Here is a 16,610-nt window from a genome sequence, read left to right as displayed (position 1 = left end):
CCTAGCGTGATTGAAAAAGGAGCGACTTAATAGTTTGATAATTTGTAGCAATATTTCTTAAAGCTTCTTCTCCTAGTTTATTACTAGTATCGCCCTCTTCAATCTCTTTTACTTTGTCAGCATACATTCTTTTAAGTGTATTTGTTGTAGCTAATATTTCGTAAACACTTGGGGAATTCTTTTCTTTCCAATCATCTGGCAAGATAGAAGGATATTTTGGATCAAAATCTATTAAATTATCGTCTTCTTCAGTAACCATCACTTAGTTAATGAGATAAACAATTGAGGAAGTCTCTCAGGTAATTTTTGAATATTATCAATTACCATAAAACGATTTTTACCAAAAATTCTCGAAACATATTCATCAGCGTGAGGATCTAAACTAATACAGAACGTTACAATTCCATGACTTCGTAACTCTTCAACCGCTTTTTTTGCATCCATACGAAGATGCTGTGGATCATCAACGTCGATATCTGCAGGCTCTCCATCCGTTAAGATCAAAAGAATTTTCTTAGCTGAAGATTGAGTCAATAAATCGACCCCAGCGTGCCTTATTGCAGCACCCATTCTGGTTGATAGGCCACCTTTTATTCCTGCCAATCGGCCCTTTACTTCATCATTAAAACTATAATGAAATGGCTTAAATCGATAGTACTGAACATCGTGTCTTGAGTCCGATGCAAACCCTGAAATAGTTAAATTATCTCCAATCTTGTCAATTGCCCATGAAAGTAATGAAGTTGACTCTTTCATTAGCTCCAAAATTGTTTTGTCACTTCCAATAACCATATCATTGGTAGATTCAGATAAGTCCATTAATAAGTTCACAGAGACATCTCTAACATGTTGCACTTTCTTTACATAAATCCTGTCAGATGGGGTTATACCAGATCTAATATCTGCTAATGCTGTTACGCATGCATCAAGATCAAGCTCACTTCCTTCTTGTTGCTTCTTGAGTTTTACGAGACCTTGCGGCTGCATTCGATCAATCGCATTTTTAAGTTGATTGGCAATAGGTTTGTGAGTTTTTAAAATTTTATTAATTAACTCTGGATCCCCTTTTCTCAAACGTCTTTCATACAGAGTTGCCCAGTTTGGCCGATAGAGCTGCAGCTGATAATCCCACTCATTGTAATGAAAAGGCTCACTTACTGGCTCCTTACCCTCAATTTCATTAATACTTACGCCATCGAGCTCATCCGGAAAGTACTCTGACTCTAAAGTCCATATTTCCTGCGCATCATCACCTGCGGTTTCAACATCAAGCTCGTTATACATCTCCATAATATTGACATTTTTACGCACCTGTCTTTGACTAACAGGGACATAATCATTTCCCTCTGACAACCAATCAAGCTCTTCGTACTCCCAAATATATCTATTATCATCTCTATATATAATTGGCGTTGATACAAGAGCGGAAGCGCTTATTTTCACATCTGTTTCAGTCTTAAGTAGCTCGTAATACTTCATACCTAACTCATAGCTCATTGCTGATGATTCAGGCATTTTGGTCATTTTTTTAATAAATAACTTAAGAAAATCACTGTTAAATGACTGCTTTACTGTGTATTTTTGATCTAATGCAGCCCTTGAAAAATCAACCAGATCTACTATGAAAGGATTTAAATCTTTTAAGTCCTTATCTTCAGGATGAAGCGCAATCCAAGTTTTCTTCATACCTGGAAATTTTTTTAATGTATTGAGCTCAACCCTTAAGTCTTCTATTAGAGAAACGCATGCAACTTGCAAAGGATTTAAGTCATCCCCTTTAAAAGCCACTCTAGTTTCCATAATATGAGCTGCGGCATGAGCACAAACCGCCCTATAACAATCTATACCAGGAACAATTCTTCCAGAAGCATGCTTATAGTCATCGTAAGCATCTGGAATATGCATAACTCCATATTCAATATAAGGTCTTAGACCTTTCTTAGTTTCGTAGTCACCTGAAGTTGGTCGTAGAAAAAAATCACGGTTATAAAACGCTCTAAGATAAAACTGCAACTTTCTTTGATTATCAATAAATAGCGTTCCTCGCCTCTCCTGTTCAAGTATTTGCATTGATTCTGCACTACTTAATTCAAAATAGGCGATTTGGGCTTTAAAATCTCGTTTGAATGATTCAGCCCCATAAAGAACCCATCTTCTTAGGCCGCCAAGAGTAAGCTTACTAGTCAACTGATCAATATTATTTAGCATTGGCCTCATACCTCTAGGGGCTAGAGCTATCATTCGCTCCATTAACCTAAGGTAGCCTTTTAATAAATCAAAGTCACTCATCCGCCTTGCAACGTTTGGAAGGCTTGCAATCATCAGCACCAAGACAGAAGAGGATGTTTGTGAAGACATTTTCATAATTGAAAATACAATCTCACCAATTATGGACTCACCAACCTCCCTAACGACCATAGGTGTCTCTTCCAAGAAAGAGATAACCATGTCTTCACCTTTACCCATTGCATGAAGCGCACCAGCACCATCTAAATAGACTTTAAGTCCATTTGGTGACATAACCTTAGAGGCTTCAACAAAGCTCCCTGCAAGCGCATCATGAAGAATGTCAGAGGAATCTCGAAATTTTTGCTCAAAATCGGAAAGTTGAACCGCACTCATTACTAATCCTTAGTCAAAAAAAGTGTCGATTGCAGCATTAAGAGTATCGACAATATCTAAGTCATCCGTAATAGGATTAACCATTGCAATTTTACAGGCAGACTTTTCATTAACCTTATTAGCAATTAATTGTCCTGCATAGATACATAATCTAGTAGATATTCCCTCATCCAGCCCATGGCCAACAAGATTTCTAGCCCTTTGAGCAATTTGGACAAGTTTCAATGCTATTTTTGGATCAACGCTGGACTCTTTAGAAATAATATGTGCCTCAGTTTTTTCATCTGGATATTGAAAGTTAAAACCACAAAATCTTTGCTTAGTCGATTGCTTAAGATCTTTCATTAAATTTTGATAGCCAGGGTTATAAGATATAACCAATTGGAAATCAGGATGCGCTTCAATCAACTCGCCTTTCTTGTCAAGCGGTAAAGTACGGCGATAATCTGTCAAAGGGTGAATCACAACGGTTGTATCTTGCCTGGCCTCTACGACCTCATCTAGATAACAAATACCGCCATAACGAGCGGCCATTGCAAGAGGACCATCTTTCCAAATTGTACCTTCCTTATCAAGAAGAAATCTCCCTACTAAATCACTGGCTGACATATCTTCATTGCAAGCAACTGTAATTAAAGGCTTACCTAATTTATACGCCATATATTCTACAAACCTAGACTTACCGCACCCAGTGGGGCCTTTCAACATAACCGGCATACGATTCATATACGCAGCGGTATACATATCTATTTCATCATTTTGAGGTTGGTAAAAAGGCTCTTTTGCAATTTTATATTGATCTAATTCATTCATTTTTGTATCCTCTTCAAAAAAAACCCCTGCACTTAGACAGGGGTTTATCCAATCAAGCTTACCTAATTTTACTTGATTATTTAAATCCTTTGCCTCTGTAAATAACCATTGAAGCGCCCTGTGATTGAGCGTAATTATCATAACCAATTAGTCGAACATGATTATCTGGGTTAGCATCATGGCACTCCTTACATTCAGCAAGAATTGTATCAACATCTGTCTCACCAAATAAAGGAAGTTTCCACATATACCAGTAATTTTCCATAGCATTTTCAACTTCAGTATGCTCTACGCCAGGGTTATAACCCTGATCAACAATGTACTGTACTTGTTGTCGAATTTGTTTATCATTCATTGCAGGTAAGTATGAAAATGTTTCAAACTTTCTGCTCGAGTTATCGCCAAGGCGTGATGGGTAATCTTGAACTTTGCTCATAATATTTTCCTTATATTAGTTTTTCTTGTAATAAAAGTTGATTGATGCATTACTTGTGCACTATGTCCAGCTTATCAACTGTATCGAACTCAAATTTAATCTCTTTCCATGTCTCCATTGCAATCTTAAGCTCAGGTGAGTGTTTTGCTGCACTAGTAAGAATCTCTTTAGATTCCTTTTCTAAGTCTTTTCCAGCGTTCCTTGCTTCAACACATGCTTCAACAGCAACTCGATTCGCAGCAGCACCTGCCGCATTACCCCATGGATGGCCAAGTGTTCCGCCACCAAATTGGAGAACTGAGTCGTCACCAAATATATTTACAAGTGCTGGCATATGCCAGACATGAATTCCGCCTGAAGCTACAGGAAGCATCCCTGGCATTGACCCAAAGTCCTGATCAAAGAAAATACCTCTTGAGCGATCTTCTTTAATAAAGCTATCGCGCATGCAATCAATCCAGCCCAAAGTGGATTCACGGTCACCTTCAAGTTTTCCTACTACCGTTCCTGAGTGCATATGATCACCTCCAGAAAGGCGTAAACACTTAGCAAGCACTCTGAAGTGAATGCCGTGATTTGGATTTCTATCTACAACAGCATGCATTGCTCTATGGATATGAAGCAATAAGCCGTTATCGCGGCACCAATTTGCAAGACCTGTATTTGCTGTAAAGCCTGCCGTAAAGAAGTCATGCATAATGATTGGAGTTCCTAACTCTTTCGCATACTCAGCTCTTTTGTACATCTCTTCTGGCGTAGGAGCTGTTACATTTAAGTAGTGGCCTTTCCTTTCACCTGTTTCTCTTTCAGCCCTTTCAATTGCATCCTGAACAAAACCGAAACGATCTCTCCAGCGCATGAAAGGCTGTGAATTTACATTTTCGTCATCTTTTGTAAAGTCTAATCCACCACGCAGTCCCTCGTAACATGCGCGTCCATAATTTTTAGCTGATAAGCCAAGTTTGGGTTTAATGGTGCATCCCAGCATTGGTCGGCCATATTTATTCATTTTATCTCTTTCAACCTGGATTCCATTTGGGGGGCCTCCACACGTCATAACGTAAGCTATCGGAAAACGAATATCTTCAAGTCTAAGGGCTCTTAATGCTTTAAAGCCGAATACATTTCCTACGAGAGAGGTAAGAACGTTAACGATTGAGCCCTCCTCAAATAAATCGATTGGGTATGCAATAAAAGCATAAATTGCATCATCTGATCCTGGCACGTCTTCAATGCGGTAGGCGCGACCCTTGTAGTGGTCAAGATCTGTTAACAGATCAGTCCAAACTGTAGTCCAAGTTCCTGTTGAAGATTCAGCTGCAACAGCTGCTGCAACCTCTTCTCTTGGAACGCCTGGTTGGGGCGTAATTTTAAAGCATGCAAGAATATCAGTATCTTTTGGCTCATACTCGGGCATCCAATATGTATCGCGGTATTCCTTTACACCTGCATCGTAACCTTTCTTAGCCATAGTTTCACTCCCTATTTAATATTAATATAAAAATGAGATCATTATAATAGGTGAAATAAATAATGTAAAATAATATTTATTTAAATAATCATCAATTTATATTATGATTAATTATACATTAAAACAGCTCTATAGCTATGAATCAGTCATTAGATTAGGCGGATTTACAAGCGCAAGTAAAGAGCTCCATATTACTCAGCCTGCAGTATATATGCAGATACAGCAGCTTCAAGATAGTATTGGAGCGAAATTATTTGATATTAATGGAAAAAAAATCAGCGCTACATTTATTGGAAAAAAGCTTTATGAAACTGCAGTAAAAACGATCAGTACACTTGAAAATTCAAAACTTGAAATGGATGAAATACTCAGTCCAGATTCTGGCCATCTTCAAATAGCAGTTGCAACAACTGCAAATTCATTTATTAGTGCATTACTTGCAAAGTTTAAAAAAGAGTTTCCTAAAATGACTTTCTATATCGATGTTACAAATAGGCAGTCGCTTCTTAACAACCTAAAAAATAACAATGCTGATCTCGTAATTATGGGAGAGCCTCCAAAAAATATTCCATTAATTTCTCAAGCATTTATGAAAAATCCTTTGATTGCAATTGCTCACCCTGAGAATGAGCTGTTAAATAAGAAAAGAGTCTCAATTAAAGATTTAGCCAAGGAAACTTTACTTACAAGGGAAGTTGGTTCAGGTACTCGCATAACAATTGAAAAGTTTACTGGTTTAAACTTTAATTCAGATATTCAAATTAACTCAAATGAAGCTATTGTTGAGGCGGTTCAAGCAGGATTAGGGATTGGTTTTGTTTCTATGCATTCTGTGAATCTTCAACTTAAAAACAATATCATTAGGCAACTTAATGTTGCTCCCTTTCCGATTGTAAGGCAGTGGCATATTGTTCATCATGCAGAAGCAGAGTTGTCTCCAATTGCAAGAAAGTTTAAACAGTTTGTAATTGAAAATACGAAGGCTGAAAAATATCTATAAACCTTAACTGCGATATTCAGCATTAATCTTGACATAGTCATACGAAAGGTCTGTTGTCCATACGCTCTCACTAGTGTACGCACCCCCCAAACTAATCCTAATTGTGATATCAGACTTTTTCATTTCCAAGCTTCCAGCGGCCTCTGTGTAGTCTTTACTTATCTCACCTGAAGAGATAATTTGTAAATCATTTATGAAAATATCAATATTTTCAATAGAGATTTCATCTACTTTTGACCTTCCTACCGCAGCCAAGATCCTGCCCCAATTTGCATCACTTGCAAATAATGCAGTTTTAACTAATGGAGAGTGGGCAACGGTATACGCAACTTCCAGACAATCATCAACTGAAGACAGACCGCCAACTTTTATTTCTACAAATTTAGTGGCGCCCTCTCCATCTTTAATAATCATTTGGGCTAATGTTTTTGTTATTTCATTTAGTGCATTTTGAAATTCTTCTTTACAATCGTTGAGCTGAACGCTAGATTGATCGGTAGCACTTAGCGTGCAGGCATCATTTGTTGAAGTATCACCATCAACTGTAATCCGGTTGAAAGACTGATTTACTGCAATATCTAAACAGTTATAAAGCTCTTCTTTTGAAGCCCCAATATCACTAACTATAAAACTTAACATCGTTGCCATATCCGGTCGAATCATTCCTGAGCCCTTAGCAATCCCTGATAGAGTGACATTATTTCCATTTATAACAAAGGAAATAGAGCAAGATTTTTCTACTAAATCAGTAGTTAATATGCCTTTAGATACATCACTCATATTACTTGATGAGAGGCCATCAACTAGCTTTTCTGTATTGTTTTCAAATGGCTCTAAGGGTAATAACTGTCCAATTACTCCAGTTGAAAATGGCAAAATTTGATTTGAATTAATATCCAATTTTCTTGCAAAAATCTCACACGTCTTCAAACAAGCCTCTAAGCCTTTTTGACCGGTCCCTGCATTGGCGTTTCCACTATTGATAAGAAGAGCTTTTACATTTGAATTTAAGTGATTTTTTGCAACAATAACTGGAGCAGCACAAAAAATATTTTGAGTAAAAACTGCAGCAGTTTGCGTGCCTTTGGTAAATGAAATTAGTGACAAATCTAAAGCATTATTTTGCTTTATGCCACTTGAGATTGAAGCAAACTTAGCGCCTCTTACTTCGAGCAAATCACCAATCATATAAAAAATATTATTGAAAAAATAATTATTACTATTTTACCCAATTCATATATCAGCTAATCATTTTAAAAAATTTATAGAGCTAGGCTTTATTTATTATCTCTATCAAGTTTATTAAATAGAAGCATAATGACTGCTCCTAGAAATACCATAATCAAAGCTGGAATTGCCGCCCTTTCATATAAACCTTCAGCGCTTAACTCGTAAACCCGAATCGCTAGTGTATCCCACCCGAATGGTCTTAATAAATAAGTTGCGGGCAGCTCTTTCATGACGTCTACTGAAACTAATAAAGCTCCTGCTAATATTCCAGGAGTCATCATCGGCAAATACACCTCCTTAACTAAACGGAAGCGACTAGCACCCAGTAATCTTGCACTTTGCTCAAAAATAGGCTTGATTTGCTCACTAGAAGCGATAGTTGAGTTAAAAGCAATCGCCATAAATCTAGATATATACGCAAAGAGCAACAACGCAACAGAGCCAAAAAGTATGTGATTGATTGATGAGCCACCAAAATAAATACTAATTAATGAAATATTTTGGACTCCATAAAGAAGCCCTACTGCCATTACTGAGCCTGGTAAAGCGTAACCAAGTGTTGAGAATCTAATTAATATCTGGAGGACTTTGCTATTAGACTTTCTTCTGCTAGGGAGAGCAAGCAGTGTTGCAACAAAAACTGTCAAAACTGTTGCGCTAATTGTCAATATACCTGTAGAAGATAAATAATCAAGATACCTTGGGTTCCACTCTTGGGTGAATTTTTCAAAACTCCAAATTATGATCTGAAGCATTGGCAGTGCAAATGAAAGCATAAAGACGCCAAATACAAATACAAAAAGCAACCATCCAATTAGGCCATTTGCATGATATGGCTTTATATTAGAAACATCTGATGAGTAATACTTGGCCTTGCCACGCGCTTTTTTTTCAAAGTAAATAAGAAGGAATGCAACCAATACTAGTAAGGATGCCAGCTGAGCAGCTACTTCAATTGATCTAAAGTCACCCCAGGCAGAATAAATTGCTGTTGTGAAAGTTGGGTAATTAAATAATGAAACGACCCCAAAATCTGCCAAAGTCTCCATTAACGTAACAAGCAATCCAGCAGCTATTGCAGGCCTTGCCAAAGGGACAGAAATCTTCCAAAAAACACTGATAGGAGATGCGCCTAACATCTTACCAGCCTCAATCATCTGTATCTTTTGTCGCTTAAATGAAGCCCTCGCCATCATATAAACATACGGATAGAAAACCAATACGAATGTTAAGATAATCGCCCAATGACCAGAACGAATATCAAATCCTGAAACTCCAGTAAGCTCTCGTAACCATACCTGTGCATATCCTGAATAGTCAAAAACTCCAAGATATACAAAAGCTAAGACATAAGCGGGTATTGCAAAAGGAAGAAAAAGAGCCCACTCAAGCCACTTTCTTCCTGGAAACTCAACCATGACAACTAAGTATGCAAGAACTGTTCCAAGGACACTAACTCCAATGCCAACACCTAGAAGTAATATCAAAGTAGAGCTAATTAGTTCAGGAAGAAGATTTTCTGAAAAATGCCCCCAAAGCTCTGTTCCAGGTAATAACCAGGCAGAACATACAACTATTATTGGGAAAGCAACCGAAAATGCTAGGAAGCCCATTAAGATATTTGAATTATTCTGTTTAATACTCATTGGGCTATTTAAATTGTAATACCTACCTAATTATCTATAGCCTTCTCTCTGCATTAAGGCAACCGCATCTGCTTGATTTTTTCCAGCAACAGATAAATTCATTTTATCCTGATTAAAATCACCCCACTGCGCAATTAAATTATCAGCTTTTAATTTTTGACTTGCTGGGTACTCTTTATTTAACTCTACATAAATCTTTTGGGCTTCGATTGAAGATAAAAATTCTAACAACTTAATAGAGTTTTCTTTATTACTAGAGTGTTTTGTAACTCCAGCTCCCGAAATGTTTACATGAGTTCCTGAAGAGCCTTGGTTCGCCCAAAATAGTTTAAGCGCAACATTTGGCTTTTCAGCTTGGAGGCGTCCAAAGTAATAGGTATTCACAATACCAACATCACACTGACCTGCCAGAATAGCACTCATAACATGATTATCCTCTGCGTTTGGAGTTGCGGCCAAATTATCAACCCAGCCCTTTACAACGTCTGTAGTAGTTTTTTGTCCGTCATGATAAATTAAAGATGCTACGAGAGATTTGGTATAAACTTTTTTACTTGTTCGTAAACAAAGCCTACCTTTCCATTTTTTATCCGCTAAGTCTTGATATGTAGATAATTCTGAAGGGTCTACTCTTTCAGTACTATAAATAATTGTTCTTGCTCTAACCGATAAGCCTGTCCAAAATCCCTCAGGATCCCTAAGATGATCTGGAATATTATTATTAATAATTTCACTTTTTACTTGCTGAAATAAATTTTGTGAAGCTGCATACCAAAGATTACCCGCATCAACAGTAATAAACATATCTGCCTTGGTTCTTTTGCCTTCTAGTTTAATACGTTCAATCAAAGCTCCACCATTGCCTGTTAGATATTTAACCTCAATTCCAGTGTTACTAGTAAAAGCATCAAATAGTGGTTTAATTAAGTGCTCTTTCCTAGTGCTATAAACGGTAATACTATCACTAGTCGCTGCTAAAACAGCAGTTGAAAAAGATGTAGAAAAAATTGCAAAAACCAGTACAGAAAGAATTAGTTTTAATTTTGTCACTTTGCACTCCAAAAAGGTTAAGTTAAATAACTTTAAAAGGTAAATTTATGATCCAACAATTAGATTCTTAAGGTTATGGGCTGCTTCAGATTGCCCCTTAACTCCAAATTCAATTTGCTGATCTTTATTGGACGTTAAACAACTTCCTCCAATAGTATCCCATATTGAAAGAATCGCACCAAAATTACAATCAAAATGCTTTGAGTTAATTGAGTGGTGAAGTTGATGCTGAGCGGGAGAGACTAGAATTTTTTCTAGCCAATTCCAGTAACTAATACTCACATGAGAATGCCTAAGATTAGAACCTAGGGCATGAAATACTACAACAAATAAGCTTGCTCCAAAAATTTCGATCAGAGAAACGCTTCCAGAGAAAAAGAAAAAACAAACTCCTAGACATAACGAGTGAACCACTAAAGCTCGAAAGCTAAAAAGAACTGCCTCAATAGGGTGAGTTCTAAGTACTGTTAATGGGGTTAAATTAGTTGCCGAGTGATGGGCTTTATGAAATCGCCATAATATAGGAACACGATGCATCAGTCTATGGACTAAATATCTTGAAAAATCATCTACAACAAAAAGAGTGGTAGTAAAAATTATCATCACCATCCAAACAGGAATTGATTCTGAAGGTCTCGAAAATAACAGGTGCATATTTTCAAAGACAAATAAGGTTAGAGCAAGCTGACCTAGTAAGATAGGTGCTAAAAGCTTTATAAAAAATTGATTGAGAACCATTAATTTATAGTCGCCAATTGCTGATTTAGAAAACCAAATTTTAGAATTGAAAAAACCACTGACAATAGTTGTCAGTGGTTTTTTTTGAACTGCCCTAAGCCAAATTACTGCTATAAAGGCAGCGCTTATTAGGTATCCAACAAATAAGCGCTTTTCAGGGTTAAGAAAATTTGCGAAAAAGTCAGTCATTCTCCGCGCTAGATTTTCCACCAAGAGTTTTCACTAATTCAGCTAAACCTGCAGTCTGATCATGAGATTTTGCAACAACTGCAAACTCATCAACCATTAGGTTTTGAACTTTCAACATGTGCGCCATATAGCCACCCCATGACTCAGAATTACTCTGGATAAACTCTCCATTTGAATCAACTCCAGTAACTTGGGTGTTACCTAAAAGTAGTGGGCTGTGTCCAATTAAACGGTTTAGCCTAACAGATACTGCGCCCATGTCTTTTCCACCAACTTGAAGCGCTAACGCAAAACCTTTTAGCTCACCCCAATGCTTCGCATAGTTACGCCATGCTTTAGCAACATCTCCATTAGATTCAAGGATTGCCTCAATTTTAACCATGTCCTCATAAGTCTCACCTGCGTACTTGAATACTGCCTCAGCTATTACTTTTTCCCAGTTAGTCTTAATTATTTTAGCGTAAGCTTTAAGTTGATCACGTTGAGAATCACTAAGAGCGTTAGCATCTGCCTCCACTAGCATATCTCTTCCATCCATGTATGCCCCAACAATGTCATGAAGGTAAGTTGTTTTTCCACCCTTATCAAATGAAGATGCATAATAGGCATGACCAAAAGCCATTTCTTTATATAAGTCTACTTTACCGTCATAGTTATAATCAGCAGCAGTTACATCTTTTTGTTTAGCAATATTGTAAACATCTTGAGCTGAAAGAGTTAGTGTGTGCGATGGAGCGCCAAAATAGCCAAATGCCTCATCCCAAACATGCTCTTTACCCGTATAGGCAGCACCATCTTTGTATGGCTTATTATTAGGCTTAGTATCTGCCTCAAGCTTTTCATCAAGATAGTTATCAACTGCCTGGTTATACATCACAGCACCCATTAAAAATTTAGATACTAATTGAGTATAGTCATAAGCATGTGCAGCATCATAACCAGCCTCAGCATCAGCAGCTTTCTCAAACATAAAAGCGACTACTTCAGGGCCAGTCATATTACCAGGCCAGCCTGGAATTAAACCTTTATACGTTTTTCCGCTAAGATTTTTACTAGAGAGTTCACCAATGGTAGACTGCATAATAACAAAATCACCTTTTGTTGCTGGAGCAATAATCACTCGATCTGCACTTCCACCAGAATAATAGCTTTGCATTGCAGATACATCACCCTTAGAAATTAATTTCTTAAGAGAGCTTTCAAGAGCATGTCTCGCCATTTGCCCTTTATATGATGTAGAGGTTGTTGCACTTCCAGAGTAGTCTTTAAGTGTAATTGGAAAATCAGCATAGACATTTGATCTAGCAAATGATGCTGATGAAATCAAAATTGCTGACGTAAGAACGACAGTTAGTGGAACCGCTTTGGCGGTAAATCGCTTTATAAACATTGCTTATTCCTTAAAAAAAGTTAAAGTTAAAGTATTTCTTATTGCAAATGATAATCACTATCATTTGCATATGATACCTATTTTCATTTAATAAGCAACTTCTTTTTATGAATAATTCCAACCCTATCTGCAAAGGCTTCTGCTTCGCTTTCATCATGTGTCACAAGGATAGATGTGACCCCAGCATTTTTTAAAATAACCCTAACTTCTTGGACTAATTGATCACGATGAGATTTGTCTAAACTTGAGAAAGGCTCATCAAGTAGCAATAGTTTTGGAGAGGTTGCAAGTGATCTTGCAAGAGAAACACGTTGTTGTTCACCGCCTGAAAGTTGGTGAGGGTATTTTTTTTCGATTCCTTGAAGGCTAATTAACTCTAAAAGGGTTTGAACTCTTTCAATTTTGTCTTTTTTAGAAAGGTAGTCAATCCCAAAACTAATATTTTGAAAGACTGTCATATGAGGAAATAGAGCATAATCCTGAAAAACCATTCCGATTTCTCTGAGCTCTGGTTTGACAGAATGATTTCCATCTAAACTTAAGTTATTACCATCTAAAGCGACTCTTCCGTTACTAGCGCTTTCAAGTCCAGCTATGAACCTAAGGGCAGAACTTTTTCCGCTTCCACTATCGCCCAGAAGTGCAAATATATCACCACTTTGGAGATCCAAATTAAAGCCATCTAGAACATGATTTTCATCAAATGAGACTGATAAATTACTTACACTAAGCATTGTTTAAATACAAATAATAATGATTCTCATTATTATATAAGAGTAATTCTCTTTATGTAAACTTATGAAACAAAAATTTAACTCTACTGAATGATTGGTAATTCCTCTGCAGCCCTTATACTTAACCACTCAGGTCCATTTTCAGTAATAACAATGTTTTCTTCATGAACCATTTCTTTACCTGGAAGAAACGCCATTCCTGGCTCTAAAGTCAAAACAACTCCTGGCTCAAGAACAGTATTGTCCGTTGAAGTATTAGATGGCCACTCAGTTAACTGCATACCAAGCCCGTGCCCAAGCCTGCCAACTGTGTTGCCTAAGGCTCCACCTTTTTGAAGGATATCATTCATTGCATTAAAAATATCTGAGGTTGTATTTCCAACTTGAGCAGCATTAAATCCTGCCTCGGTAGCATCATAGGCAACTCTATAAGCTTTTTTAGCTTCATCACCTATATGTCCAAATGCATAATTTCTATCAAAGTCACAGAAATAACTGTCAAAAACTGAGCCAGTATCTATTATAAAAAGATCACCCTCTTCAATGATTTTCTCTGTTGGCCCCATAATAATTGAGCCATATCCTTCTTGTCCCGAACCTGAAACAATATAAGGAGTATCATCTGCACCCAAAGATAGAAGGTGCTGCTTGAATCTCTTGCAATTTTCACGCTCGCTTTCACCAGCCTTAAGAAAACCTTCTAAATCTATAAAGCCTTGTGAAGTTAACTGACAGATATGTTTAATCTTTGCAATTTCTGCTGCTGATTTTACAAACCTTACTTTTCTGAGAATTTTGTTTGCATCTTTAATCTCAATACCATTTAAAGCGTTTATTAAATATTCGTAATCACCTAGCGGCATCCTTAGAGTGCTTTCGAGGGTTTTAGGAACACCAAGACATTTATGAGTCTTCGTTAAGGAGTTTATTGAAGACAAGAGAATACTAATTCCATCGTCTTTTGGGTTGGGAGAGGTCCACGTCTTTATATCATCAACCCATGTTTCTCTCATTCCAGACTCACCGATCGTAGGAATAATTGCTTGAGGTTTGCCACTGGCTGGAATCAGAACATACCAAGGCCTTGTTGGACTTTGAAAGAATTGAGTTTTAAAACCTGTGTAATACTCAATATCAACCTGAGTAGTCAATAAGATAACATCCATCTTAGACTCAAACATAAGTTTTTGAATTTTATTAAGCCTATTTACATATTCAGAAACTTCAAAGCCTCTAGTTGGAATAATCATTTCTTTATCTCCTGTCAAATTAAAGGCCGCTTAAAACTTCGGATGAAGACCTGCCCACTAATTCTTCGTACATCGTTTCATCGGTGTCACCCTCTGTCCCAAAAAATAAAATCTTTGAACTCTCATTAATTGACAGTTTTTCTTTAAGGTCACTATCATTGCATGCTATGAGGAATCCTGCCAGTCCAGTAACAGCAGACTCTCCAGCAACAATAGGTTTGTCTCGATTGGCAAGAAGTTGCATCACTTTAGGGATTGATTCATCAGTTATTGACATAAAGTGGGGCACATAACTCTCAAGTATAGACCATGCTAATAAAGATACTTCTCCACAAGCAAGACCGGCCATTATGGTATCTAGATCACCGTGGATAACAGTTGGCTTTTCATTAACCGCACTCTGAAATAAGCAATCAGCATTTGTCGGTTCTACCATCACGAAAATAGGAGGAAACTCGAGGCTCTCAACTATGAAGGAAACAACAGCTGCTGGGAATCCTCCAACGCCTCCTTGTAAAAAAACATGTGTTGGCATTTCATCCAACTGCTTGAGAGACTCATCCACCATTACAGTGTATCCCTGCATTACATCTTTTGGAATATCCGTATAACCTTCATAGGAGGTGTCAGATACAACCGTATAATCATTTTTATCCGCTACTTCAGCAGCTAAACGAACTGAATCATCATAGTTCCCTTTAATTCTAATGACTTGTGCTCCATATTTAGCAATCGCCTCTTCTCGCCCAACACTGACATTTCGATGAATATAAATTTCACAGTTACACCCAAAATGAAGAGATCCCCAAGCAACTGACCTGCCATGATTTCCATCAGTTGCGCAGCAGACAGTAATTTTTGAAGTTTCATGTTTATATGTACCAGCAATAAGATCTTTTGAGCTAGCTGTAATTCCAATATCCTTTAGTTTCTTAATTAAAAGATTGGCTACTGCATACGCACCTCCAAGGGCTTTAAAGCTTTTGAGAGAGAAACGAAAGTTTTCATCCTTGTATGCAATTGATGAAACGCCGGCATCTTTGGCCATATCAGGGAAAAAATGGAGCGGTGTTGGTTCATAATTATCCCACGTGGTGATTTCTTTATTTGCTCGTTCAAATGCCTCTAAACTCAATATATGCTGATGCTTGTATTCAAAGTCAGCTTGAATGTTTAAATTCTCAAAATGTTTTGTTGAATGAACTAAGTGTTTGTATTGTTTAATCATAATCGTAAAAATATTTGGTAGGTATAGTATTAATTGACGTTGTTAATAAATTTTTTAAGAAATTCTTTAGTTCGTCTCTTTTCTGGATTTGCAAAAATATTCTCAGGCTTTCCAGACTCCACTATTTGACCCGAATCAAAAAATAAAACTCTATCTGCAAATTCTCGTGCAAAGTTCATTTCATGAGTAACCGTTAACATCGTAGTATCCGTATCAGATGCTAACTTACGAAGAACAGTTAATACCTCATCAACAAGCTCTGGATCTAGAGCTGAGGTAACTTCATCGAACAACATAATTTTTGGCTCCATAGCTAAAGCCCTAGCTATTGCTACGCGCTGCTGCTGGCCACCTGATAATTCATGAGGATAATGATCTTTTTTATCGTTTAGCCCAATTAAATTAAATAATTCTTCAGCCTTATCTTTCGCCTCAGGCTTTGATCTTTTCTTTATTAAGATCTGGGGCTGTTCAACATTTTCAATAGCAGTTAGATGAGGGAATAAATTGAATTGCTGAAAGACCATCCCAATATGATCACGCATTTTGTGAAGATGATTTTCAGAGGCCGGGATAATTTTTCCATTGTTTTTTTCATGCCATAAATATTCACCATTAACTGAAACAAAGCCATCATCAATAGTTTCTAGTGTCATCAAAATTCGTAAGATTGTTGTCTTTCCAGAACCACTTGGCCCTATCAAAGCTAATTTTTCACCATCTTTCACTTCCAAATTTAACTTATCTAAAACCTTTAAATCTCCGAAAGATTTTGAAACATTTTCAAACTGTATAATATTATTCATAGTATTA

Annotated in this window: 15 protein-coding genes; 1 reads left to right on the top strand and 14 read right to left on the bottom strand. The window is 37.1% G+C overall.

Annotated features, from left to right (window positions below):
- Position 1: 1 nt before the first annotated feature.
- From ABXT49_RS02775 to ABXT49_RS02755, 5 genes are all read right to left on the bottom strand, one after another.
- Entirely contained in the window at positions 2–259 is a 258-nt protein-coding gene (locus ABXT49_RS02775) for a hypothetical protein (RefSeq protein ID WP_416653000.1), read from the bottom strand.
- A complete protein-coding gene (locus ABXT49_RS02770) occupies positions 259–2,622 on the bottom strand; it encodes a nitric oxide reductase activation protein NorD (protein WP_416652998.1) in 2,364 nt (787 codons plus the stop codon). The genes ABXT49_RS02775 and ABXT49_RS02770 overlap by 1 nt, the downstream gene beginning before the upstream one ends.
- Before the next feature lie 9 nt (positions 2,623–2,631).
- Positions 2,632–3,435 carry a CbbQ/NirQ/NorQ/GpvN family protein gene (locus ABXT49_RS02765; protein WP_271558759.1) on the bottom strand — a complete coding sequence of 268 codons (804 nt, stop codon included), beginning with the start codon at positions 3,433–3,435 and terminating at the stop codon, positions 2,632–2,634.
- 76 nt (positions 3,436–3,511) lie between these two features.
- Positions 3,512–3,871, bottom strand: coding sequence for a ribulose bisphosphate carboxylase small subunit (locus ABXT49_RS02760; RefSeq protein ID WP_271537665.1), 360 nt, complete (start codon positions 3,869–3,871; stop codon positions 3,512–3,514).
- A 49-nt stretch (positions 3,872–3,920) separates the two neighbouring features.
- Positions 3,921–5,342, bottom strand: coding sequence for a form I ribulose bisphosphate carboxylase large subunit (locus ABXT49_RS02755; RefSeq protein WP_271537666.1), 1,422 nt, complete (start codon positions 5,340–5,342; stop codon positions 3,921–3,923).
- Positions 5,343–5,445: 103 nt separating this feature from the next.
- Here ABXT49_RS02755 and ABXT49_RS02750 point away from each other — a divergent pair, with 103 nt between their 5' ends.
- On the top strand, positions 5,446–6,342 hold the full coding sequence (locus tag ABXT49_RS02750; RefSeq protein WP_416652996.1) for a LysR family transcriptional regulator: 897 nt from the start codon (positions 5,446–5,448) through the stop codon (positions 6,340–6,342).
- A 3-nt stretch (positions 6,343–6,345) separates the two neighbouring features.
- Here the strand turns inward: ABXT49_RS02750 and argJ are convergent, their stop codons facing one another.
- From argJ to ehuA, 9 genes are all read right to left on the bottom strand, one after another.
- The gene (gene argJ, locus ABXT49_RS02745) at positions 6,346–7,530 is read right to left on the bottom strand and encodes a bifunctional glutamate N-acetyltransferase/amino-acid acetyltransferase ArgJ (protein ID WP_416652993.1); all 1,185 of its coding nucleotides are present in this window, start codon (positions 7,528–7,530) and stop codon (positions 6,346–6,348) included.
- Between the two features lie 89 nt (positions 7,531–7,619).
- Positions 7,620–9,218: an ABC transporter permease gene (locus ABXT49_RS02740; protein ID WP_416652991.1), complete on the bottom strand. Its 1,599-nt coding sequence runs from the start codon at positions 9,216–9,218 to the stop codon at positions 7,620–7,622.
- Between the two features lie 30 nt (positions 9,219–9,248).
- The gene (locus ABXT49_RS02735) at positions 9,249–10,268 is read right to left on the bottom strand and encodes an extracellular solute-binding protein (protein ID WP_416652987.1); all 1,020 of its coding nucleotides are present in this window, start codon (positions 10,266–10,268) and stop codon (positions 9,249–9,251) included.
- 45 nt (positions 10,269–10,313) lie between these two features.
- Positions 10,314–11,195, bottom strand: coding sequence for a sterol desaturase family protein (locus ABXT49_RS02730; protein ID WP_416652985.1), 882 nt, complete (start codon positions 11,193–11,195; stop codon positions 10,314–10,316).
- The gene (locus tag ABXT49_RS02725) at positions 11,188–12,585 is read right to left on the bottom strand and encodes a DUF4856 domain-containing protein (RefSeq protein WP_416652983.1); all 1,398 of its coding nucleotides are present in this window, start codon (positions 12,583–12,585) and stop codon (positions 11,188–11,190) included. The genes ABXT49_RS02730 and ABXT49_RS02725 overlap by 8 nt, the downstream gene beginning before the upstream one ends.
- An 83-nt stretch (positions 12,586–12,668) precedes the next feature.
- Positions 12,669–13,319, bottom strand: coding sequence for an ABC transporter ATP-binding protein (locus tag ABXT49_RS02720; protein ID WP_416652981.1), 651 nt, complete (start codon positions 13,317–13,319; stop codon positions 12,669–12,671).
- A gap of 83 nt (positions 13,320–13,402) precedes the next feature.
- Positions 13,403–14,569 (bottom strand): M24 family metallopeptidase, encoded by a 1,167-nt coding sequence (locus ABXT49_RS02715; protein ID WP_416652978.1) that lies wholly within the window; start codon positions 14,567–14,569, stop codon positions 13,403–13,405.
- A gap of 19 nt (positions 14,570–14,588) precedes the next feature.
- Positions 14,589–15,797, bottom strand: coding sequence for a diaminopropionate ammonia-lyase (locus ABXT49_RS02710; RefSeq protein WP_416652975.1), 1,209 nt, complete (start codon positions 15,795–15,797; stop codon positions 14,589–14,591).
- A gap of 29 nt (positions 15,798–15,826) precedes the next feature.
- Positions 15,827–16,603, bottom strand: coding sequence for an ectoine/hydroxyectoine ABC transporter ATP-binding protein EhuA (gene ehuA / locus ABXT49_RS02705; RefSeq protein WP_416652972.1), 777 nt, complete (start codon positions 16,601–16,603; stop codon positions 15,827–15,829).
- Between the last annotated feature and the right edge of the window lie 7 nt (positions 16,604–16,610).

The sequence above is a fragment of the Candidatus Pseudothioglobus sp. Uisw_086 genome (assembly GCF_048085745.1).
Lineage (GTDB): Bacteria > Pseudomonadota > Gammaproteobacteria > PS1 > Pseudothioglobaceae > Pseudothioglobus.
The sequence above is the reverse complement of the archived record's forward strand: the minus strand, read 5'-3'. Positions and strand labels throughout refer to the sequence as shown.